This is a genomic window from Jatrophihabitans sp. GAS493 (assembly GCF_900230215.1).
GTDB lineage: Bacteria > Actinomycetota > Actinomycetes > Mycobacteriales > Jatrophihabitantaceae > MT45.
In genome coordinates this window covers 3210001-3226358 of sequence record NZ_LT907982.1, presented here as the reverse complement: position 1 = coordinate 3226358, position 16358 = coordinate 3210001, and the positions used below count along the sequence as shown (strand labels likewise).

Sequence of the window (16358 nt, the reverse complement as noted above, 5' to 3'; positions counted from 1 at the left end):
CTTTCGATTCGGTGGTGTCGTTGTTCATCGTGCGAGAACCTCGCGAGCAAGATTGCGGTAGGCCAGCGCTCCAGCCGACGAACTGGCCCACGTCGTGATCGGCTCGCCGGCCACGGTGGTCTCCGGGAAGCGGACCGTCCGGGCGATGACCGTATCGAAGACCTTGTCACCGAAGGCTTCGAGGACGCGCGCGTACACCTCGCGACTGTGCAGGGTCCGGCCGTCGTACATGGTGGCCAGGATGCCTTCCAGCTTCAGCTTCGGGTTCAGGCGTTCACGCACCTTCTCGATCGTGTCGATGAGAAGCGCGACCCCGCGGAGACTGAAGAATTCGCATTCGAGGGGAATGATGACGCCTTCGGCAAGTGTGAGCGCGTTGACGGTCAGCAGACCGAGCGACGGCTGGCAATCGATGAGGACGAAGTCGTAGTCGTCGAGCACCGGGTTCAAAGCTCGGGCCAGCGCCTGTTCACGGGCCACCTCCCCCACCAGCTGAACCTCGGCGGCGGAGAGGTCGATGTTGCTCGGGAGCATGTCAAGACCGGAGACACTCGTCTTTAGCACGACATCGTCGATGCTGACATCCCGCTCCATGAGCAGGTTGTAGGCAGTTCGCTCCAGCTGATGCGGCTGGACGCCGAGTCCGACCGACAGGGCACCCTGCGGATCGAAATCAACGAGCAGCACCCGGCGACCGAACTCGGCCAGGGCAGCACCGAGGTTGATCGTCGACGTGGTCTTGCCGACGCCACCCTTCTGATTGCAGAGGGCGATGACGCGCGCCGGGCCATGTCGATCCAACGGCTTCGGCTCGATGAGAGGCCGCTTCACCCGGGCCGCCGCAGGATCCACCGACTTGACGGCGCTCACCGCGGGACTGGACTTGTCGACACTGAAGAGTTCGGTAGCAGACTCGGAGTCGCTGTTTGTCGACTTAGCCATTGGTTACTAAAACTCCCTAGCTGCTGATCTCTACTTACGTCAGCGAGGCTACCTCATTGACGAGTTCAGCCCAATGCTCGCGGGTGGGCTGAGGCGTAGACCTCGCGGAGCCGGTCGACCGTGACCAGGGTGTAGATCTGGGTGGTTGTCACCGAAGAATGTCCCAATAATTCCTGGACAACTCGCACATCGGCTCCCCCCTCCATGAGATGGGTGGCGAACGAGTGACGCATCGTGTGGGGCGAGATCTCGGCAGTCAGGCCCGCCTTATCCGCTGCACTGCGCAGCACCGTCCACGCCGATTGCCGGGAGAGCGCTCCACCTCGGGCGTTCAGAAATACGACGTGGGTTCCGCGCCCCTTAGCGGCGAGCGTCGGCCGGGCCCGAACGAGGTAGGCCTGCACGGCATCGGCCGCGTACGAGCCGAGCGGCACCCGGCGCTGCTTGCCGCCCTTCCCACTGAGCAGGACGGTGCGATCGGCCAGATCCAGCTCATCCACCACGAGCCCGACCGCCTCCGAGATGCGAGCGCCGGTCGAGTACAGCAACTCCAACAGTGCGCGGTCGCGAAGCGCCAGGGGTGTGTCGTCGATGCCGGCCGCCTCAAGCAGACGGGCGACGTCATCGATGCTGATCGCCTTCGGCAGCCGTCGAGGCGATACCGGTGGTCGAACCTCGTGCGCCACATCATGGACGACTATCCCGTCGCGGACTGCGAAGCGGTGCAGGCCGCGCACCGCCACGATCGCCCGGGCCGCCGATGCGGGCGAGAGCGCCTGATGCTCTTCGTCCCCAGTTCGCAGGTAGGTGAGGAAGCCGCTAACGGTGGCCGAATCAATCGCGGCAAAGGATGAGATGCCGGTCAGGTCGAGGTACGCGAGGTATCGGGCGAGATCCCGGCGGTAGGAGGAGAGTGTGTTCGCGGCCGACCCCCGCTCGACAGCTAGGTGGTCGGTGAAGCTGCGGACCACAACGGCGGGTGCGACGTCGGCCAACGTCAGGTCCGCAGCGAGTTGGCCGAAGTCGCACTGTCAGGCATTGTGCCGACCGGAGTCGCACTGTCGGCCGGCCGCAGCTGTGACCAACCAGAAGCGCGGGCCGCACCAGCCGCGAGGATTCCGGCGACGGCCGACGCGTTCGTCACCTCGCCGGCGAGCACCATCGAGATCGCCTGGTCGAGCGGAACCCGGCGCACGGTCATGGTGATCTCTTCATGCTCGGCGACAAACCGTTCGTCTTCGCCAACCTCGACCAGGTCGCGGGCCAGGTAGACGCGCACCCATTCATCCGTCATCCCGGGCGAGGCATACAGGTCGACGAGGACGTCCCAATCTCCGGCCCGAAGGGCTGCCTCCTCGAAGAGTTCGCGCTGCGCACCGACCAGGGGCGGCTCGCCGTCGACGTCGAGCAGGCCGGCCGGCAACTCGTCGAGGTAACTTCGGACGGGGTGCCGGTACTGATTCACCAACACCACCCGCTCCTGTTCATCCAGGGCCAGAATCGCCACCGCACCCGGATGTCCGACGACCTCCCGGGTCGCGACCGTTCCATCGCTCATCCGGACCTCGTCGGTCCGCAGGGAGATGACGCGTCCGGTGAAGATCGGCGTCGAGTTCAGTACCTCGTACTCCGACGGGGTAGTCGGCTCTTCGGTCATGCCCGCACGGCTGAGCCGGGAGCGAACGAGGCAGCGGCGCCCTCCTCGGCCTCCGGCGCCGACTCGTGAACGTCCAGGGTGATCGTCGGAAGATCGGAGTCCTCGGGCAGCTCGACCGGCAGCTGGTCGGCGGCGTTGTACTCCAGCGCCGCATCGATGAGCCCGCGGAAGAGTGGGTGAGCCCGAGTGGGGCGCGACTTCAACTCGGGGTGGGCCTGAGTCGCGACGAAATACGGGTGAACGTCTCGGGGTAGCTCGACGAACTCCACCAGGCGCCCGTCGGGCGAGGTTCCAGAGATGACCAGACCGGCCGCCGTGAGTCGGTCGCGGTACTCGTTGCTCACCTCGTAGCGGTGCCGGTGCCGCTCGGTGACCTGGGTCGTGCCGTAGGTCTCGGCCACCACTGAACCGGACTGCAGGGTCGCCGGGTAGCTGCCCAGTCGCATCGTGCCACCGAGATCGGCATTTCCGGCGACGATGTCGACCTGATCCGCCATGGTCGCTATGACGGCGTCGGTCGTCGCCGGGTCGAACTCCGCCGAGTTGGCGCCGGCTATACCGGCTAGGTTGCGCGCAGTCTCGATGACCATGCACTGCAGACCCAGACAGAGCCCGAGTGTCGGGATTCCCCGTTCACGGGCGAATTTGATGGCTCCGAGCTTTCCCTCGATACCGCGGATACCGAAGCCACCGGGTATCACCACGGCGTCGGCGCCACCCAGTTCGGCCGCGGCGCCAGCCGGTGTCTCGCAGGAGTCAGAGGCCACCCATTTGATTTTCACCTTTGTTTTGCGAGTGAATCCGCCGGCTCGCAGCGCCTCGGTGACCGAGAGGTAGGCATCCGGGAGGTCGATGTACTTACCGACCAGGGCCACTGTCACCTCGTGCCGCGGGTTGTAGACCCGGTCGAGCAGATCGCCCCAGACCGCCCAGTTGACGTCGCGGAAGGGCAATCCGAGCCGGCGCACGACGTAGGCGTCCAGTCCCTCGGTGTGCAGCACTCGTGGGATCTCGTAGATGCTCGGGGCATCCGGGCAGGAGATGACCGCCTCGGCGTCGACGTCGCACATCAGCGAGATCTTGTTCTTCATCCCGTCGGGAAGTTCGCGATCACTGCGGCAGACCACGGCGTCCGGGGTGATGCCGATGCTGCGCAGGGCGGCCACCGAATGCTGGGTCGGCTTCGTCTTCAACTCCCCCGACGGCGCGAGATACGGGATCAGCGAGACATGGAGGAAGAAGCAATTCTCCCGTCCGACGTCGTGTCTGACCTGGCGGGCGGCCTCGAGGAAGGGCAGCGACTCGATATCACCCACGGTGCCACCGATCTCGGTGATGACCACATGCGGGGTGAGGCCCTCGGCGTCGGGAACCGACATCGCCCGGATCCTCGCCTTGATCTCGTTCGTGATGTGCGGAATGACCTGAACCGTGTCGCCGAGGTACTCCCCGCGCCGTTCACGCGCGATGACCGTCGAGTAGACCTGACCGGTAGTGACGTTGGCCGAGCCAACCAGATCGGTGTCTAGAAAGCGCTCGTAGTGTCCGATGTCGAGGTCGGTCTCGGCGCCGTCCTCAGTGACGAAGACCTCGCCGTGCTGGAACGGGTTCATCGTTCCCGGGTCCACGTTCAGATAGGGGTCCAGCTTCTGCATGGTGACCCGCAGGCCGCGCGACTTCAGAAGGCTGCCCAGGCTACTGGCCGTGAGTCCCTTACCCAGCGACGATGCGACGCCTCCGGTGACGAAGAGATGCTTCGTGGGTTGCGGCGTGTGCGCCAAGATCACTCCCGTGTTCGCGTCCGATACGACATGCGATTCGGTGTTAACTCGCCAGCGCAGCTAACCACTGGACTAGAAAAGTTAGCGCCGATCCACGGGAGTCCACGTTAACACGCCAGAGGTCTCGATGTGTGCAGCTCGCAAAGGCGCGCCACATTTCTGCCAGGCCGCTCGGACTACGCGCTCACCCCTGGGGGAAGAGACCGTCGACGCCCGGACCTGTTCCGTAGTGACCGACCTGTGATTTGGCGGCTCCGGACAGGGCAAGCGTCGCCGACACCTCACCGAGTGACGTGTCGCCGTTGTCGACCGTCGAGACGCCACTCTTGATGGTGTCGTCAGCCCGGATACGGGCGATGATCCCGCCCGGCTTGGCCGTCGGCGAGTCACCGACGACCACCTCGTGGGCACCAGCCTGGCGGAGCTGATCGATCAGATCCAGCTGCGTCTGGGCGACGTCGTTCTGCCCGGCCAGGTTTCCCGATGCCACCACCGCGATGAGCGGGGCCGGGGCAACCGCTGAACTGCTCTCGTCGCGCAGCATGTGCAGCGATGCGTAGCCGGTGAGCACCTGCTGTAGATCGGTCGGTTGCCCTTTTCCAAGCAGTACGTAGGAGAGCATCGCGCCGCTCACCACACCCGGGTCGGCCGACGGCGGCAGCGTGGCCCCGGTCGGTTGGATGCCACTCGTGACCAGGGCCTGAAGGTCGTTCGCCCGCTTAGGGTCGCTGTAGTCCGGGGTGAGTTGAAGCTGTCCGGTGACGGTGCCGCCGGCCGCTGTGACTCCCTTGGCCACCGCATCCTTGATGTCCGTCCGCGCACCCGGCAGGCCGAGAATCAGCACCTTCTGATCGGTCAGGGTCTTGGCCACCACCTGGGCGGCGAAGAGGCTGGCGAACTTGTCGGTATCGCTGACCTGACCCTGCAGCGTCTTCACCTGCTCGGCCAGCGAGGCGCGATCGGCCTTCACCGAGTTCACCTGGGTCCGTAGGTCGGTGGTGATCGGCCCGTTCAGAGCCGTCGTGCCGACCACGATCCCCAGGGCGAGAGCCAGGAAGATCGCGACGAGCGAGATGAGATGGAAACGAAAGTTGATCACTAGAAGAAGTCCTGAATTCGGTTGATGAATCTGTGCCACTCACGGCTCAGCGGGTCCAGATAGGTGTGACTGCTGTCCGAGACGGCCAGCGCCACGCCGATTGCAACCAGCGCCGCCAGCACTAGTACGAGAAGCGCGGCCGCGGAGATACGGCTGCGGTAGAGCTGGCTCACCGACCGCGCGTCAACCAGTTTCCCGCCAACCCGAAGACGGGTCAGGAAGCTCGATGCCATACCGACGCGGCCTCGGTCCAGGAACTCGGCCAGGGTGACGTGGGTACCGACGGTGACGATGACGGCCGCCTTGTTCACATCGGCCAGCAGCAAGGCAATATCCTCGCTTGTACCGGCGGCCGGAAAAGTGACGACGTCTACGCCCATGTCCTGCACTCGGGCGAGCCCCGGAGCGCGCCCGTCCGGGTAGGCATGGACGACGACCTCTTTGGCGGTACGCAACGCGTTCTCCGACACCGCGTCCATGTCGCCGATGATGAGGTCGACCCGATAGCCGGCGTCAACGAGCACGTCCGCTCCGCCGTCGACGCCGACGAGCAACGGGCGGTACTCGCGGATGTAATTCTTCAGCGAAGCAAGATCTGCCTTGTACTCATAGCCACGGACCACGAGGATCACGTGCCGACCCTCGAACTTGGTGGCAACGGGGGGTACGCCGACGCCCTCCAGCAGCAGGTCGCCCTCCAGTTTCATGTACTCGCCGGTGTTGGCGGCGAAGGCCTCTAGCTGCGTGGAGAGGCCGAGCTTCGCCTCCGCCATCTGCTCGTCGATCGTCTCGACGGTCTGCGCCGAGCCACGCGCGACAAGTCGGTCCCCGACGTAGAGTTCGTCGCCCTCGATCCGCACCCGGGAGCCTTCGTTGACAGCTCCGAACACCTCGCTGCCGACGTTGTCGAGCAGCGCGATGCCGTTCTGCACGAGCAACTGCGGGCCCAGGTTCGGGTAGCGGCCAGAGATGCTGGGTTGGGCATTCACCACGCCGGCCACCTTCGCCGTCACCAACGACTCAGCGGCGACGCGATCGAGGTCAACGTGGTCGATGATCGCGATGTCACCGGGGTGCAGGCGCCCGGCCAGACGATTTGTACGCCGGTCGAGTCGCCCCACTCCACTGACGCCGGGCAAGTTGTCGGACTTTGGTCTCCGCACGTTGGCCAGCTTCATGATTCCCCATGGTGCCACCGGCTGCTGTGCGGAGCCTGATTCGCCACGCGGGAGGGCCGCGATTCTTGGCTGCTCTCGGCGTCTTCTCAGGTTCGGCGCTGGCCCGCGGCCTTACGCCGACGGGGCGGCGGAGACGATTCGGCATCGGCCTCGGCGATCATCTCCGTTGCGTGAATTCGCGCCGCGTCGGTGTCTCGTCCGCCCAGCATCCGCGCGAGTTCGACGACTCGATCCTCTCCCCGAACCACCCGTAGGTCGCTCGCCGTGACGGACTCGGTGGCCGCCTTGTCGACGACGACATGGTTCTGCCCGAAGGCCGCCACCTGAGGCAGGTGAGTGACGACGATCACCTGGTGGGTACGGGCCAGGCGGGCCAGGCGACGCCCGACCTCGACCGCGGCCCGGCCACCCACGCCGGAGTCGACCTCATCGAAGACCATCGTGGCAACTGGATCAGCCCCGGCCAGGCACACCTCGAGAGCCAGCATCACGCGGGAGAGCTCGCCCCCCGAGGCACCTCGTTGAAGGGGGACCGACGGCGCGTCCGGGTGCGGGCGAAGCAGGATCTGGACGTCGTCCACACCGTCGATCGACGCCGCGCAGCCGACCCCGTCGACCACCAGCACCAGGTCGGAGCTGGCGGCCGGCCTCGATTGGACGGTGATCTCCAACTGAGCGGAGGCCATCGCGAGGCCGTGCAGTTCGTCGGTGACGGCTGCGGCCAGACGTTCGGCGGCCACGCGACGGGTCGTGGAAATGGTGCCGGCCAGCTTCGCCGCCCTCTGGGCAGAGCGATCCCGCTTCTCCGCGAGCGCCGCCATCGCCTCGTCGGAGACGTCGAGATCGGTGAGCTGCTTCCGAGCATCCTCGGCCCAGGAGAGCACCGCATCGAGGTCATCGCCGTAGCGGCGGATCAGCGCGGCGATGACTGCTCGGCGGGTCTCGATCTGGGCGAGCTGCTCTGGATCGGCGTCGATTCGATCGACGTAGGCGGAGAGTTCGTGAGCGAGATCGTCGGCCACCGCGGAGAGGTCACGAGCCCGGCTGGCCAGCTCGTCGAGCTCTCGATCGGCGCCCACCACCGCGCCGAGCTGACGAACAACCGAGTCCAGCAGCGAGGCGACATCGGTCGGCGCGTCACCGGTCGACTCGTCGCCGCCACGCAGGGCGGTGTGAGCACCGAGGGCGGCCAGCCGCAGCGCGTCAGCATGCGAGAGCCGCTTCGCCGCCTCGTTCAGTTCCACATCTTCGCCGGGAATCAGCTCGGCGGCATCAATTTCGGCTACTCCGTGGGCGAGCAACTCAGCCTCCCGCTGCATCTCACGGGCCCGAGAGGTGCGCTCCTGCAGAACACGATCGGCGTCGCGCCATTCGGTGAAGGCGACTGCGTACTCCTCCAGTTCCACGCCGGCGAAGCGATCGAGGACGGCGCGCTGCTCGGCCGGGCGGGTGAGCCGGAGCTGGTCGGACTGGCCGTGCATCACCAGCAGCGATTCGCCCAGTTCGGCCAGCACCGACGCCGGGGCCGGCGCACCGCCGACATAGGCCCGGGAGCGCCCGTTTCCGTTCACGATCCGGCGCAGCAGTAAAACATCGGCCCCGTCGCCGGGAGGCTCTTCAATCTCGACCGCGCCACCGGCGTCGGCCACCCGCGCCGCGACCTCCGCCATTCGCGGACGCGACCGCTCCAGCAGCACCCGCCCGTCGACGCTGGCCTCGGTGGCCCCAGTGCGCACTCGAGCGGGGTCAGCCCGTCCGCCGAAGAGCAGTGAGAGCCCCGTGACCACCATCGTCTTCCCGGCACCGGTCTCGCCCGTGACCACGGTCAGTCCGGGAGTGAGCGGAAGAACCGCGTCCTGGATGACGCCGAGCGAGCTGATTCGGATCTCTTCCAGCACCCTGGCTCACATGCCCCGGAAGCCGCGGACCGGCAACTGGAACTTGGTGACCAGCCGTTCGCCGAAGTTCCACTCGTGCGCCCGTGCGATCAGTACTGACTGCTTTCCGCGCCGGAACCGGATCCGCGCCTGAGGCGGCAGCGCCACCGAACGCCGACCGTCGCAGCTCAGTACGGCCGGTAGCTCCGGCGAGATCAGCTCCACGTCGACGACGCTGTGCGGTGCGACGATGATCGGCCGGGAGAAGACCGCGTGTGCCGCGTTCGGGACGACCAGAAAGGCATCGACGTTGGGCCAGACGATCGGGCCGCCGGCTGAGAAGGCGTAGGCCGTGGAACCGGTCGGTGTCGCACAGAGAACGCCGTCGCAGCCGAATCGCAGCAGCGGCCGTTCGTCGACGGAGACCGCGGCCTCCAGGATGCGTTCCCGGCTGGCCTTCTCCACCGACGCCTCGTTCAAGGCCCACTGCTCCGCGATGAGCATCCCGCCGGAACTCACCTCGACGTCTACCGTCGTTCGCTCCTCGACGCTGTAGCGACGGGCCACGATGGAGGCGACCGTCTCGTCGAACTCATCCGGCTCGGCCTCGGCCAGGAAGCCGACATGCCCGAAGTTCACACCGATCATCGGAACGGCGGCCGGCCGGGCCAGCTCCGACGCGCGCAGGAAAGTGCCGTCCCCTCCGAAGGTCAACAGGATCTCCGCGCCCGCTGCGGCGTGCGGACCATCCACGATGGTGACCTCGTCGGTGACTTCGCAGTCGGCCGCCTCGGCGGCCAGCATGCGGACTTCGAAGCCTGCGTCGGTGAGCTTGGAGACGACAGACGTCGCCATGCTCCGGATCTCCTTGCGTCCGGTGTGCGCCACGACCACTGCCGACCGAGTCACGAATCCCCCACTGCTCCCCCCGACACCGGCTCGGTGCCCACACTCTTCTCCGGCTGCGCTTGCAACTGTGTCACCGCCGCCTCGATCGAGGCACGATCGACAGGTACCCCCGCGATGTTCGCAGACCGACGTAACCATAGAAAGAACTCAATATTGCCTGACGGCCCCGGCAATGAACTTCGGGTCACACCGGCGACGCCCCAGCCTAGATCGGCTGCCGCCTGCGCGACACCGAATACCGCGTCGGTGTGCAAAACCGGGTCGCGAACCACACCCCCGCGCCCCAGCCGCTCACGGCCGACCTCGAACTGCGGCTTCACCATGGGCACCAGGTCGCCATCGGGTTCGGTGCAGTTGATGAGCGCCGGAAGAACCAGTCGCAGGGAGATGAAGGAGAGGTCGGCGACAGTCAGCGAGGCTGGTCCGCCGATCTCCTCTGGAGTGAGCGCGCGGACATTCGTCCGGTCGTAGACGGTTACCCGCTCGTCCGTTCGCAGCGCCCAGGCCAACTGCCCGTAGCCGACGTCGACCGCGGCTACGCTCGCGGCCCCGTCACGCAATAGGACGTCGGTGAACCCGCCAGTGGACGCTCCGGCATCCAGACAACGCCGACCGCGCGCCTCGATACCGAAGTCACGTAACGCACCGACGAGTTTGTAGGCCCCCCGGGAGGCGAAGGATGGGTCGGCCTCGTCGGCGAGGACTCGCAGCGGCGTGTCGTTGTCGATCGCGGTCGCGGCTTTGGTGGCCACGACCCCACGTACCTCGACCCGCCCGGCCGTGATCAGTTCGCACGCCTGGTCACGGCTGCGGGCGAGGCCCCGCCGGACCAGTTCGGCGTCCAGGCGCAGCAGTCGTCGTGCCGCCACCGGCTACCTACCGATCCGGGTTGTCGATCTCGGTCAAGGCCCGCTGCAGCCTCGCATGCACGTCGGCGAAGATCTCGACGTGCTCGGTCACCGGGCGCGCTTCGATGCCCTGCAGCAACTCAACGGCGGCCGCCACGCTCGGGGTCGGGCTCGGGGTCCCTCCGGCCGCTTCGACGGCTCCGGATGGCGAGCCCGCGCTCGGTGTACCACCTTGCACCGTTGGCCCCGGTCTCGGACCGACCGGGCCGGGTACTGGAGCGACCGGGCCGGGCGTCGGCGCCGACGGGAATTGCGGTGCGCTCACACTCTGCTCCTCACGAGATGATTCTCGCTCTGACGGTACCGTCGCCGCCCCGGAGGGATCGCATCGGGCGCTAGTGTGTCGATTGGTAAACGAAAGGAACGTTCAAGATTCATGGCCAGCATTGAAGAGTGTGAAGCAGCTTTCGCCGAATTGGCACAGCTTCTCGGTGGCATGGACGAGAGCCATCGGAAGAAGGTCGTCCTTGACCGGACGGTGAGCGCGCGGATCAAGGACCTCGATGTCACTTTCGCCGGTGCGTTGCGCGACGGCGGTCTGCATGACGTTCATCAGGTAACGCTCGGACCGCGTCAACACGACTCGGCCCAGATCAAGCTGGCCCTGAACAGCGACGACCTGTTGAAACTCACCGCAGGCGACTTGAACTTTGCCGCCGCGTGGGCGACCGGGCGCCTGAAGGTGGACGCCAGTGTCTTCGACCTGCTCAAACTTCGGTCGCTGTTCTGAGTAACCCGAAGTCACGCAATACCCGGTCTGCCTCTGGTGCGACGGCCGTGATCTCGAGGGGCGAGTCAGTCGGGAGATTCACCGACCAGACGCAGGCGCACAGGGCACGCAGCGGGTCCAGTCCGTCGTCGATGAACTCGGTCGTCGCGGGCGCATCGTCATCAACTCTACGTAGCGTGAAACCCGTCCAGCTGCCGCCGGCCCGCCACGAACCGCAGCTGTATTCGGTACCGTCCCGGACCACCGGCGGGTGCGCGGCGAGGAGCGCCGACACGTCGAGGCCCAGATAGTCCGGGCGTTCGTCGGGTGATGCTTTCAAAAGCGATTTCGGAGTGGTCACTCCGCTGAGGACGAGCAGGCTGGCGCAGCCCACGGCGACCGCACCGGCGATATCGGTGTCGAGGCGGTCACCGACCACGAGTGGATGGTTGGCGCCGGAGCGCTCCAACGTCTCGCGATGCATCGTCGGATCAGGCTTGCCAGTGGCGACCGGTCGCTGACCGGTCGCCGTCGCCACGGCGGCGACGAGCGAACCGTTGCCGGGCAGCGGACCGCGCGGCGAGGGGAGTGTCGCGTCAAGGTTGGTGGCCACCCAGAGTGCGCCGCCGAGGACCGCGACTGTCGCCTCGGCCAGCATTTCCCAGTTCGTATCCGGCGAGTACCCCTGAACCACGGCCTCGGGATTCTCGTCAGCACTCTGCACAGGCCTCAGCCCACGCTCCAGCAGCGCCGCCGTGAGTCCCTCAGCGCCCACGGCCAGCACCTTCGCACCGGTCGGGAGCCGTTCGGCGAGGTAGTGTGCCGCGGCCTGGGACGAGGTCGTGACGTCGGAGGCGACCGCCGGCACCCCGAGGTCGCTGAGATGGTCGGCCACCGTGGAGGCCGTCCGGGCCGCGTTGTTGGTGACGAATGCCAGTCGCATCCCAACGTCCCGGGCCTGGGCCAATGCCGCGACGGCTCCGGCGACGGCGTGCGGACCCACGTAGACGACCCCGTCCAGGTCGAGGAGCGCCACGTCATACTGCTGGGCGAGTGGCTTGCCTGACGAACGCGGACGGGACTGGTCGGGCATCTGTACCTCGATCGATCAGGGGCGCAGAACCAGGGTTGGCGGCTGGGAGCCCGGGCTGGATAGACCGCTACTACGCTAGTGCCCGGCGCCGGCGTCAATCGTGACTAGCATCAGCTGATGTGACCTCTGAGCCCTCGACCCTGGTACTGCATCCGTTCCGGGCCACCCGCCCGATCGCCGATGGCCCCGCCCTGGCCTCCCGTCTCTGCCCGCCCTATGACGTGATCTCGGCCAGCGAGCGCGCCCGGTTGGTCGAGGGCGACTCCGAGAACGCGGTGAGCCTGATCCTTCCGGAGGCGGCTGAAGGCGACGATCCATATCAGCGGGCGGCACAGCTGCTCAACCACCTGGTCAACGACGGGCTCAGTGCCGTGGATGTGACACCCACGCTCTACGTCTACGAGATGCGATCGCAGACCGGTGAGACCACTCGCGGCCTCGTCGGTGCACTCGAACTGCGCGACCCCGAACTGGGCGTGGTCCTGCCCCACGAGAACACCATGGCCGGTCCGGTGGCCGATCGTCTCGCCCTGATGGAGGCGACCAACGCGAATCTCGAGCCGATCTACCTCGTCTACGACGGCGGCGGGGCGGCATCACGAGCTGTGGCCGGAGTCGACGACGACTCAGTGCTGGCCACCGCGACCACCAGCGACGGGATCACCCATCGGCTCTGGGGCATCACGGCCTCGGCCGAGCTTTCCGCCATCGCCGACGACCTGCGGCCCCGGCGAGCCCTCATAGCGGACGGGCACCACCGTTACGCGACCTACCGCCGAATGCAGCAGCTTCGTACCTCCGAATCGGGTTCCGGACCGTGGGACCGTGGCCTCACCCTGCTGGTGGACGCGTCCGAATATGGCCCCCAGGTGCACGCGATACATCGTGTACTTCGAACCCGTGGGTTCGCCGAAGCTGTGGCCGACATCGGCACCCAGGCTCGCGTCACCGAGTTCGACAGCGCCCAGACGGCACTTGAGGGCGCCGAACGAGAGGCGGCCTTCGCCATCGTGCTCACCGATGGCCAGACCTACGCGTTGGTGACTGATCTCGCCCCGGATGTTGTGAACGCGATTGACGAGCCGGCTGAGCTGACCGCATTAGATGTGGTCGTGCTGCACCGCGGCCTGGTCGAAGGAATCTGGAAGCTGGAAGACAATGTCGAGACGGTCGGTTACGAACACAGCGTCGAGGACGCGATCCGGGCGGCACAGGCCGTTGGCGGGACCGCGGTACTACTTAGGCCGACCCCGGTATCTGCGGTGACTCAAGTCGCGGCCAGCGGTCTGCGCATGCCGAGAAAATCGACGCTCTTTACGCCCAAACCAGCATCCGGCCTATTGATCCGTCGCTTTATCGACGAATACAAATGACCGGCAATTCACCCTTGTGGCAGATGCTGCCCGGGAGCTGTCAATCCCCCTGCGTTTCAGATTCCCCCGAACAGAAAATGCCCGACAATTCGAAGCGTTTAAGCCTTCGAATTATCGGGCATTTTGTTGGTGTATGTGAGACGAGGACCAGTCCCTGCGGCTGGTGGGCCGGGGTCTGGTCCTCGTCTGTGAGTTGTGTCCGGCGACGTCCTACTCTCCCACACAGTGGCCCGTGCAGTACCATCGGCGCTGAGAGGCTTAGCTTCCGGGTTCGGGATGGGTCCGGGCGTTTCCCTCTCGCTATGGTCGCCGTAACGTTATGGAGATATGTGGGTTTCACCCGCCGCTGACGCACCCCTGTGTTGGGGGGTGGTTGCGGGGGTGGTCCGTATCTCGGGAACCGAACAGTGGACGCGTAGCGCTTGTTCCCTGTCACGTCCCGTTGCCGGGTGTGATGGGGTTGAAGTGTGTGTTGTGGTGAAGTCCTCGGCCTATTAGTACCAGTCAGCTGCACACGTTGCCGTGCTTCCACTTCTGGCCTATCAACCCGGTGGTCTAGCCGGGGGCCTTACTCCATTAAGGATGGGAGATCTAATCTTGAAGCAGGCTTCCCGCTTAGATGCTTTCAGCGGTTATCCCTTCCGAACGTAGCTAACCAGCAGTGCTCCTGGTGGAACAACTGGCACACCAGAGGTTCGTCCGTCCCGGTCCTCTCGTACTAAGGACAGCCCTTCTCAAATCTCCTGCGCGCGCGGCGGATAGGGACCGAACTGTCTCACGACGTTCTAAACCCAGCTCGCGTGCCGCTTTAATGGGCGAACAGCCCAACCCTTGGGACCGACTCCAGCCCCAGGATGCGACGAGCCGACATCGAGGTGCCAAACCATCCCGTCGATATGGACTCTTGGGGAAGATCAGCCTGTTATCCCCGGGGTACCTTTTATCCGTTGAGCGACACCGCTTCCACTAGCCGGTGCCGGATCACTAGTCCCAGCTTTCGCTCCTGCTCGACATGTCTGTCTCACAGTCAAGCTCCCTTGTGCACTTGCACTCAACACCTGATTGCCAACCAGGCTGAGGGAACCTTTGGGCGCCTCCGTTACTTTTTGGGAGGCGACCGCCCCAGTCAAACTACCCATCAGACACTGTCCCTGATCCGGATTACGGACCGAGGTTAGACATCCAATTCGAACAGAGTGGTATTTCAACGTTGACTCCACCCACACTGGCGTGTGAGCTTCACAGTCTCCCACCTATCCTACACAATCCGAACCGAACACCAATATCAAACTATAGTAAAGGTCCCGGGGTCTTTCCGTCCTGCCGCGCGTAACGAGCATCTTTACTCGTAGTGCAATTTCGCCGAGTCCATGGTTGAGACAGTCGAGAAGTCGTTACGCCATTCGTGCAGGTCGGAACTTACCCGACAAGGAATTTCGCTACCTTAGGATGGTTATAGTTACCACCGCCGTTTACTGGGGCTTAAATTCTGAGCTTCGCCCCCAAAAGGGGCTGACCCGTCCTCTTAACCTTCCAGCACCGGGCAGGCGTCAGTCCGTATACATCGTCTTGCGACTTCGCACGGACCTGTGTTTTTAGTAAACAGTCGCTTCTCGCTAGTCTCTGCGGCCAACTCACGCTTTCGGCAGCGTGTGCCGTCACGTGCTTTGGCCCCCCTTCTCCCGAAGTTACGGGGGTATTTTGCCGAGTTCCTTAACCATGGTTCACTCGATCGCCTTAGTATTCTCTACCTGACCACCTGTGTCGGTTTGGGGTACGGGCCGCGAAGAGCTCGCTAGAGAGTTTTCTTGGCAGCATAGGATCATCGAATTCGCCCCAATCGGCTATGCGTCAGATCTCAGGCACATGTGACACGGATTTACCTATGTCACGCCCTACGTCCTTGCCCCGGTATTACCACTGACCGGTACGACTACCTTCCTGCGTCATCCCATCGCTTACCTACTACCGGTTCGGGTCACGCGTTCAACCGATCCGACCCGAAGGTCATCACAGCATCAGGCGCTTAGCATTACCGGACTCGGTATTGGCGCTCTTTTGCGGGTACGGGAATATCAACCCGTTGTCCATCGACTACGCCTGTCGGCCTCGCCTTAGGTCCCGACTTACCCTGGGCGGATTAGCCTGGCCCAGGAACCCTTGGTCATTCGGCGGAAGAGTTTCTCACTCTTCTTTCGCTACTCATGCCTGCATTCTCACTCGTGTGCCGTCCACGGCTGGGTTCCCCCGCCGCTTCCTCCGGCACACGACGCTCCCCTACCCATCCACACACCTGGCCGGCCACCCGTAGGTAACCGACAGGCTATTGCATGAATGACACAGCTTCGGCGGTGTGCTTGAGCCCCGCTACATTGTCGGCGCAGAATCACTTGACCAGTGAGCTATTACGCACTCTTTAAAGGGTGGCTGCTTCTAAGCCAACCTCCTGGTTGTCTATGCGACTCCACATCCTTTCCCACTTAGCACACGCTTAGGGGCCTTAGCTGGTGTTCTGGGTTGTTTCCCTCTCGACCATGAACCTTATCGCCCACAGTCTCACTGCCGCGCTCTCACTTACCGGCATTCGGAGTTTGGCTGATTTCGGTAAGCTTGTAGGCCCCCTAGACCATCCAGTAGCTCTACCTCCGGTAAGAAACACGCGACGCTGCACCTATATGCATTTCGGGGAGAACCAGCTATCACGAAGTTTGATTGGCCTTTCACCCCTACCCACAGCTCATCCCCTCCATTTTCAACTGAAGTGGGTTCGGTCCTCCACGCAGTCTTACCTGCGCTTCAACCTGGCCATGGGTAGATCACTTCGCTTCGGGT

Annotated in this window: 13 protein-coding genes and 2 rRNA genes (1 of these 15 running past the window's edge); 2 read left to right on the top strand and 13 right to left on the bottom strand. The window is 64.7% G+C overall.

Going from position 1 to position 16358, the window contains the following annotated elements; genetic code table 11:
• Positions 1 to 24: 24 nt before the first annotated feature.
• The 10 genes from CPH63_RS14970 to CPH63_RS22360 all read right to left on the bottom strand — a co-directional run bounded on the left by CPH63_RS14970 (position 25) and on the right by CPH63_RS22360 (position 10616).
• Positions 25 to 942: a ParA family protein gene (locus CPH63_RS14970; RefSeq protein ID WP_096303668.1), complete on the bottom strand. Its 918-nt coding sequence runs from the start codon at positions 940 to 942 to the stop codon at positions 25 to 27.
• A gap of 65 nt (positions 943 to 1007) precedes the next feature.
• Positions 1008 to 1913: a site-specific tyrosine recombinase XerD gene (gene xerD, locus CPH63_RS14965; RefSeq protein WP_096305177.1), complete on the bottom strand. Its 906-nt coding sequence runs from the start codon at positions 1911 to 1913 to the stop codon at positions 1008 to 1010.
• Between the two features lie 26 nt (positions 1914 to 1939).
• Positions 1940 to 2599, bottom strand: a complete 660-nt coding sequence (locus CPH63_RS14960; protein WP_096303667.1) for an NUDIX hydrolase — start codon at positions 2597 to 2599, stop codon at positions 1940 to 1942.
• Entirely contained in the window at positions 2596 to 4380 is a 1785-nt protein-coding gene (locus CPH63_RS14955; RefSeq protein ID WP_096305176.1) for a CTP synthase, read from the bottom strand. The genes CPH63_RS14960 and CPH63_RS14955 overlap by 4 nt, the downstream gene beginning before the upstream one ends.
• 184 nt (positions 4381 to 4564) lie before the next feature.
• Entirely contained in the window at positions 4565 to 5479 is a 915-nt protein-coding gene (locus CPH63_RS14950) for a copper transporter (protein ID WP_157749578.1), read from the bottom strand.
• Positions 5479 to 6657, bottom strand: coding sequence for a putative cytokinetic ring protein SteA (gene steA / locus CPH63_RS14945; RefSeq protein ID WP_096303665.1), 1179 nt, complete (start codon positions 6655 to 6657; stop codon positions 5479 to 5481). Before steA ends, CPH63_RS14950 begins: the two co-directional genes overlap by 1 nt.
• 86 nt (positions 6658 to 6743) lie before the next feature.
• Positions 6744 to 8555: a DNA repair protein RecN gene (gene recN, locus CPH63_RS14940; protein WP_096303664.1), complete on the bottom strand. Its 1812-nt coding sequence runs from the start codon at positions 8553 to 8555 to the stop codon at positions 6744 to 6746.
• A 6-nt stretch (positions 8556 to 8561) separates the two neighbouring features.
• A complete protein-coding gene (locus CPH63_RS14935) occupies positions 8562 to 9443 on the bottom strand; it encodes an NAD kinase (protein WP_096303663.1) in 882 nt (293 codons plus the stop codon).
• Positions 9440 to 10312, bottom strand: coding sequence for a TlyA family RNA methyltransferase (locus CPH63_RS14930; RefSeq protein ID WP_096303662.1), 873 nt, complete (start codon positions 10310 to 10312; stop codon positions 9440 to 9442). Before CPH63_RS14930 ends, CPH63_RS14935 begins: the two co-directional genes overlap by 4 nt.
• Before the next feature lie 7 nt (positions 10313 to 10319).
• Positions 10320 to 10616 carry a hypothetical protein gene (locus CPH63_RS22360; protein WP_157749577.1) on the bottom strand — a complete coding sequence of 99 codons (297 nt, stop codon included), beginning with the start codon at positions 10614 to 10616 and terminating at the stop codon, positions 10320 to 10322.
• A 75-nt stretch (positions 10617 to 10691) separates the two neighbouring features.
• Here CPH63_RS22360 and CPH63_RS14925 point away from each other — a divergent pair, with 75 nt between their 5' ends.
• Positions 10692 to 11081 carry an SCP2 sterol-binding domain-containing protein gene (locus CPH63_RS14925; protein ID WP_206745559.1) on the top strand — a complete coding sequence of 130 codons (390 nt, stop codon included), beginning with the start codon at positions 10692 to 10694 and terminating at the stop codon, positions 11079 to 11081.
• On the opposite strand, the gene CPH63_RS14920 is transcribed toward CPH63_RS14925, so the two are convergent.
• Positions 11059 to 12153 carry an HAD-IIA family hydrolase gene (locus CPH63_RS14920; protein WP_096303660.1) on the bottom strand — a complete coding sequence of 365 codons (1095 nt, stop codon included), beginning with the start codon at positions 12151 to 12153 and terminating at the stop codon, positions 11059 to 11061. The two genes, CPH63_RS14925 and CPH63_RS14920, sit on opposite strands and share 23 nt — an antisense overlap.
• 119 nt (positions 12154 to 12272) lie before the next feature.
• Between CPH63_RS14920 and CPH63_RS14915 the strand changes: the two genes are divergently transcribed.
• Positions 12273 to 13526, top strand: a complete 1254-nt coding sequence (locus CPH63_RS14915; RefSeq protein WP_096303659.1) for a DUF1015 family protein — start codon at positions 12273 to 12275, stop codon at positions 13524 to 13526.
• A gap of 197 nt (positions 13527 to 13723) precedes the next feature.
• On the opposite strand, the gene rrf is transcribed toward CPH63_RS14915, so the two are convergent.
• Positions 13724 to 13840 (bottom strand): 5S ribosomal RNA (rrf, locus tag CPH63_RS14910).
• A gap of 160 nt (positions 13841 to 14000) precedes the next feature.
• Positions 14001 to 16358 (bottom strand): 23S ribosomal RNA (locus CPH63_RS14905) (it continues 768 nt past the right edge of the window).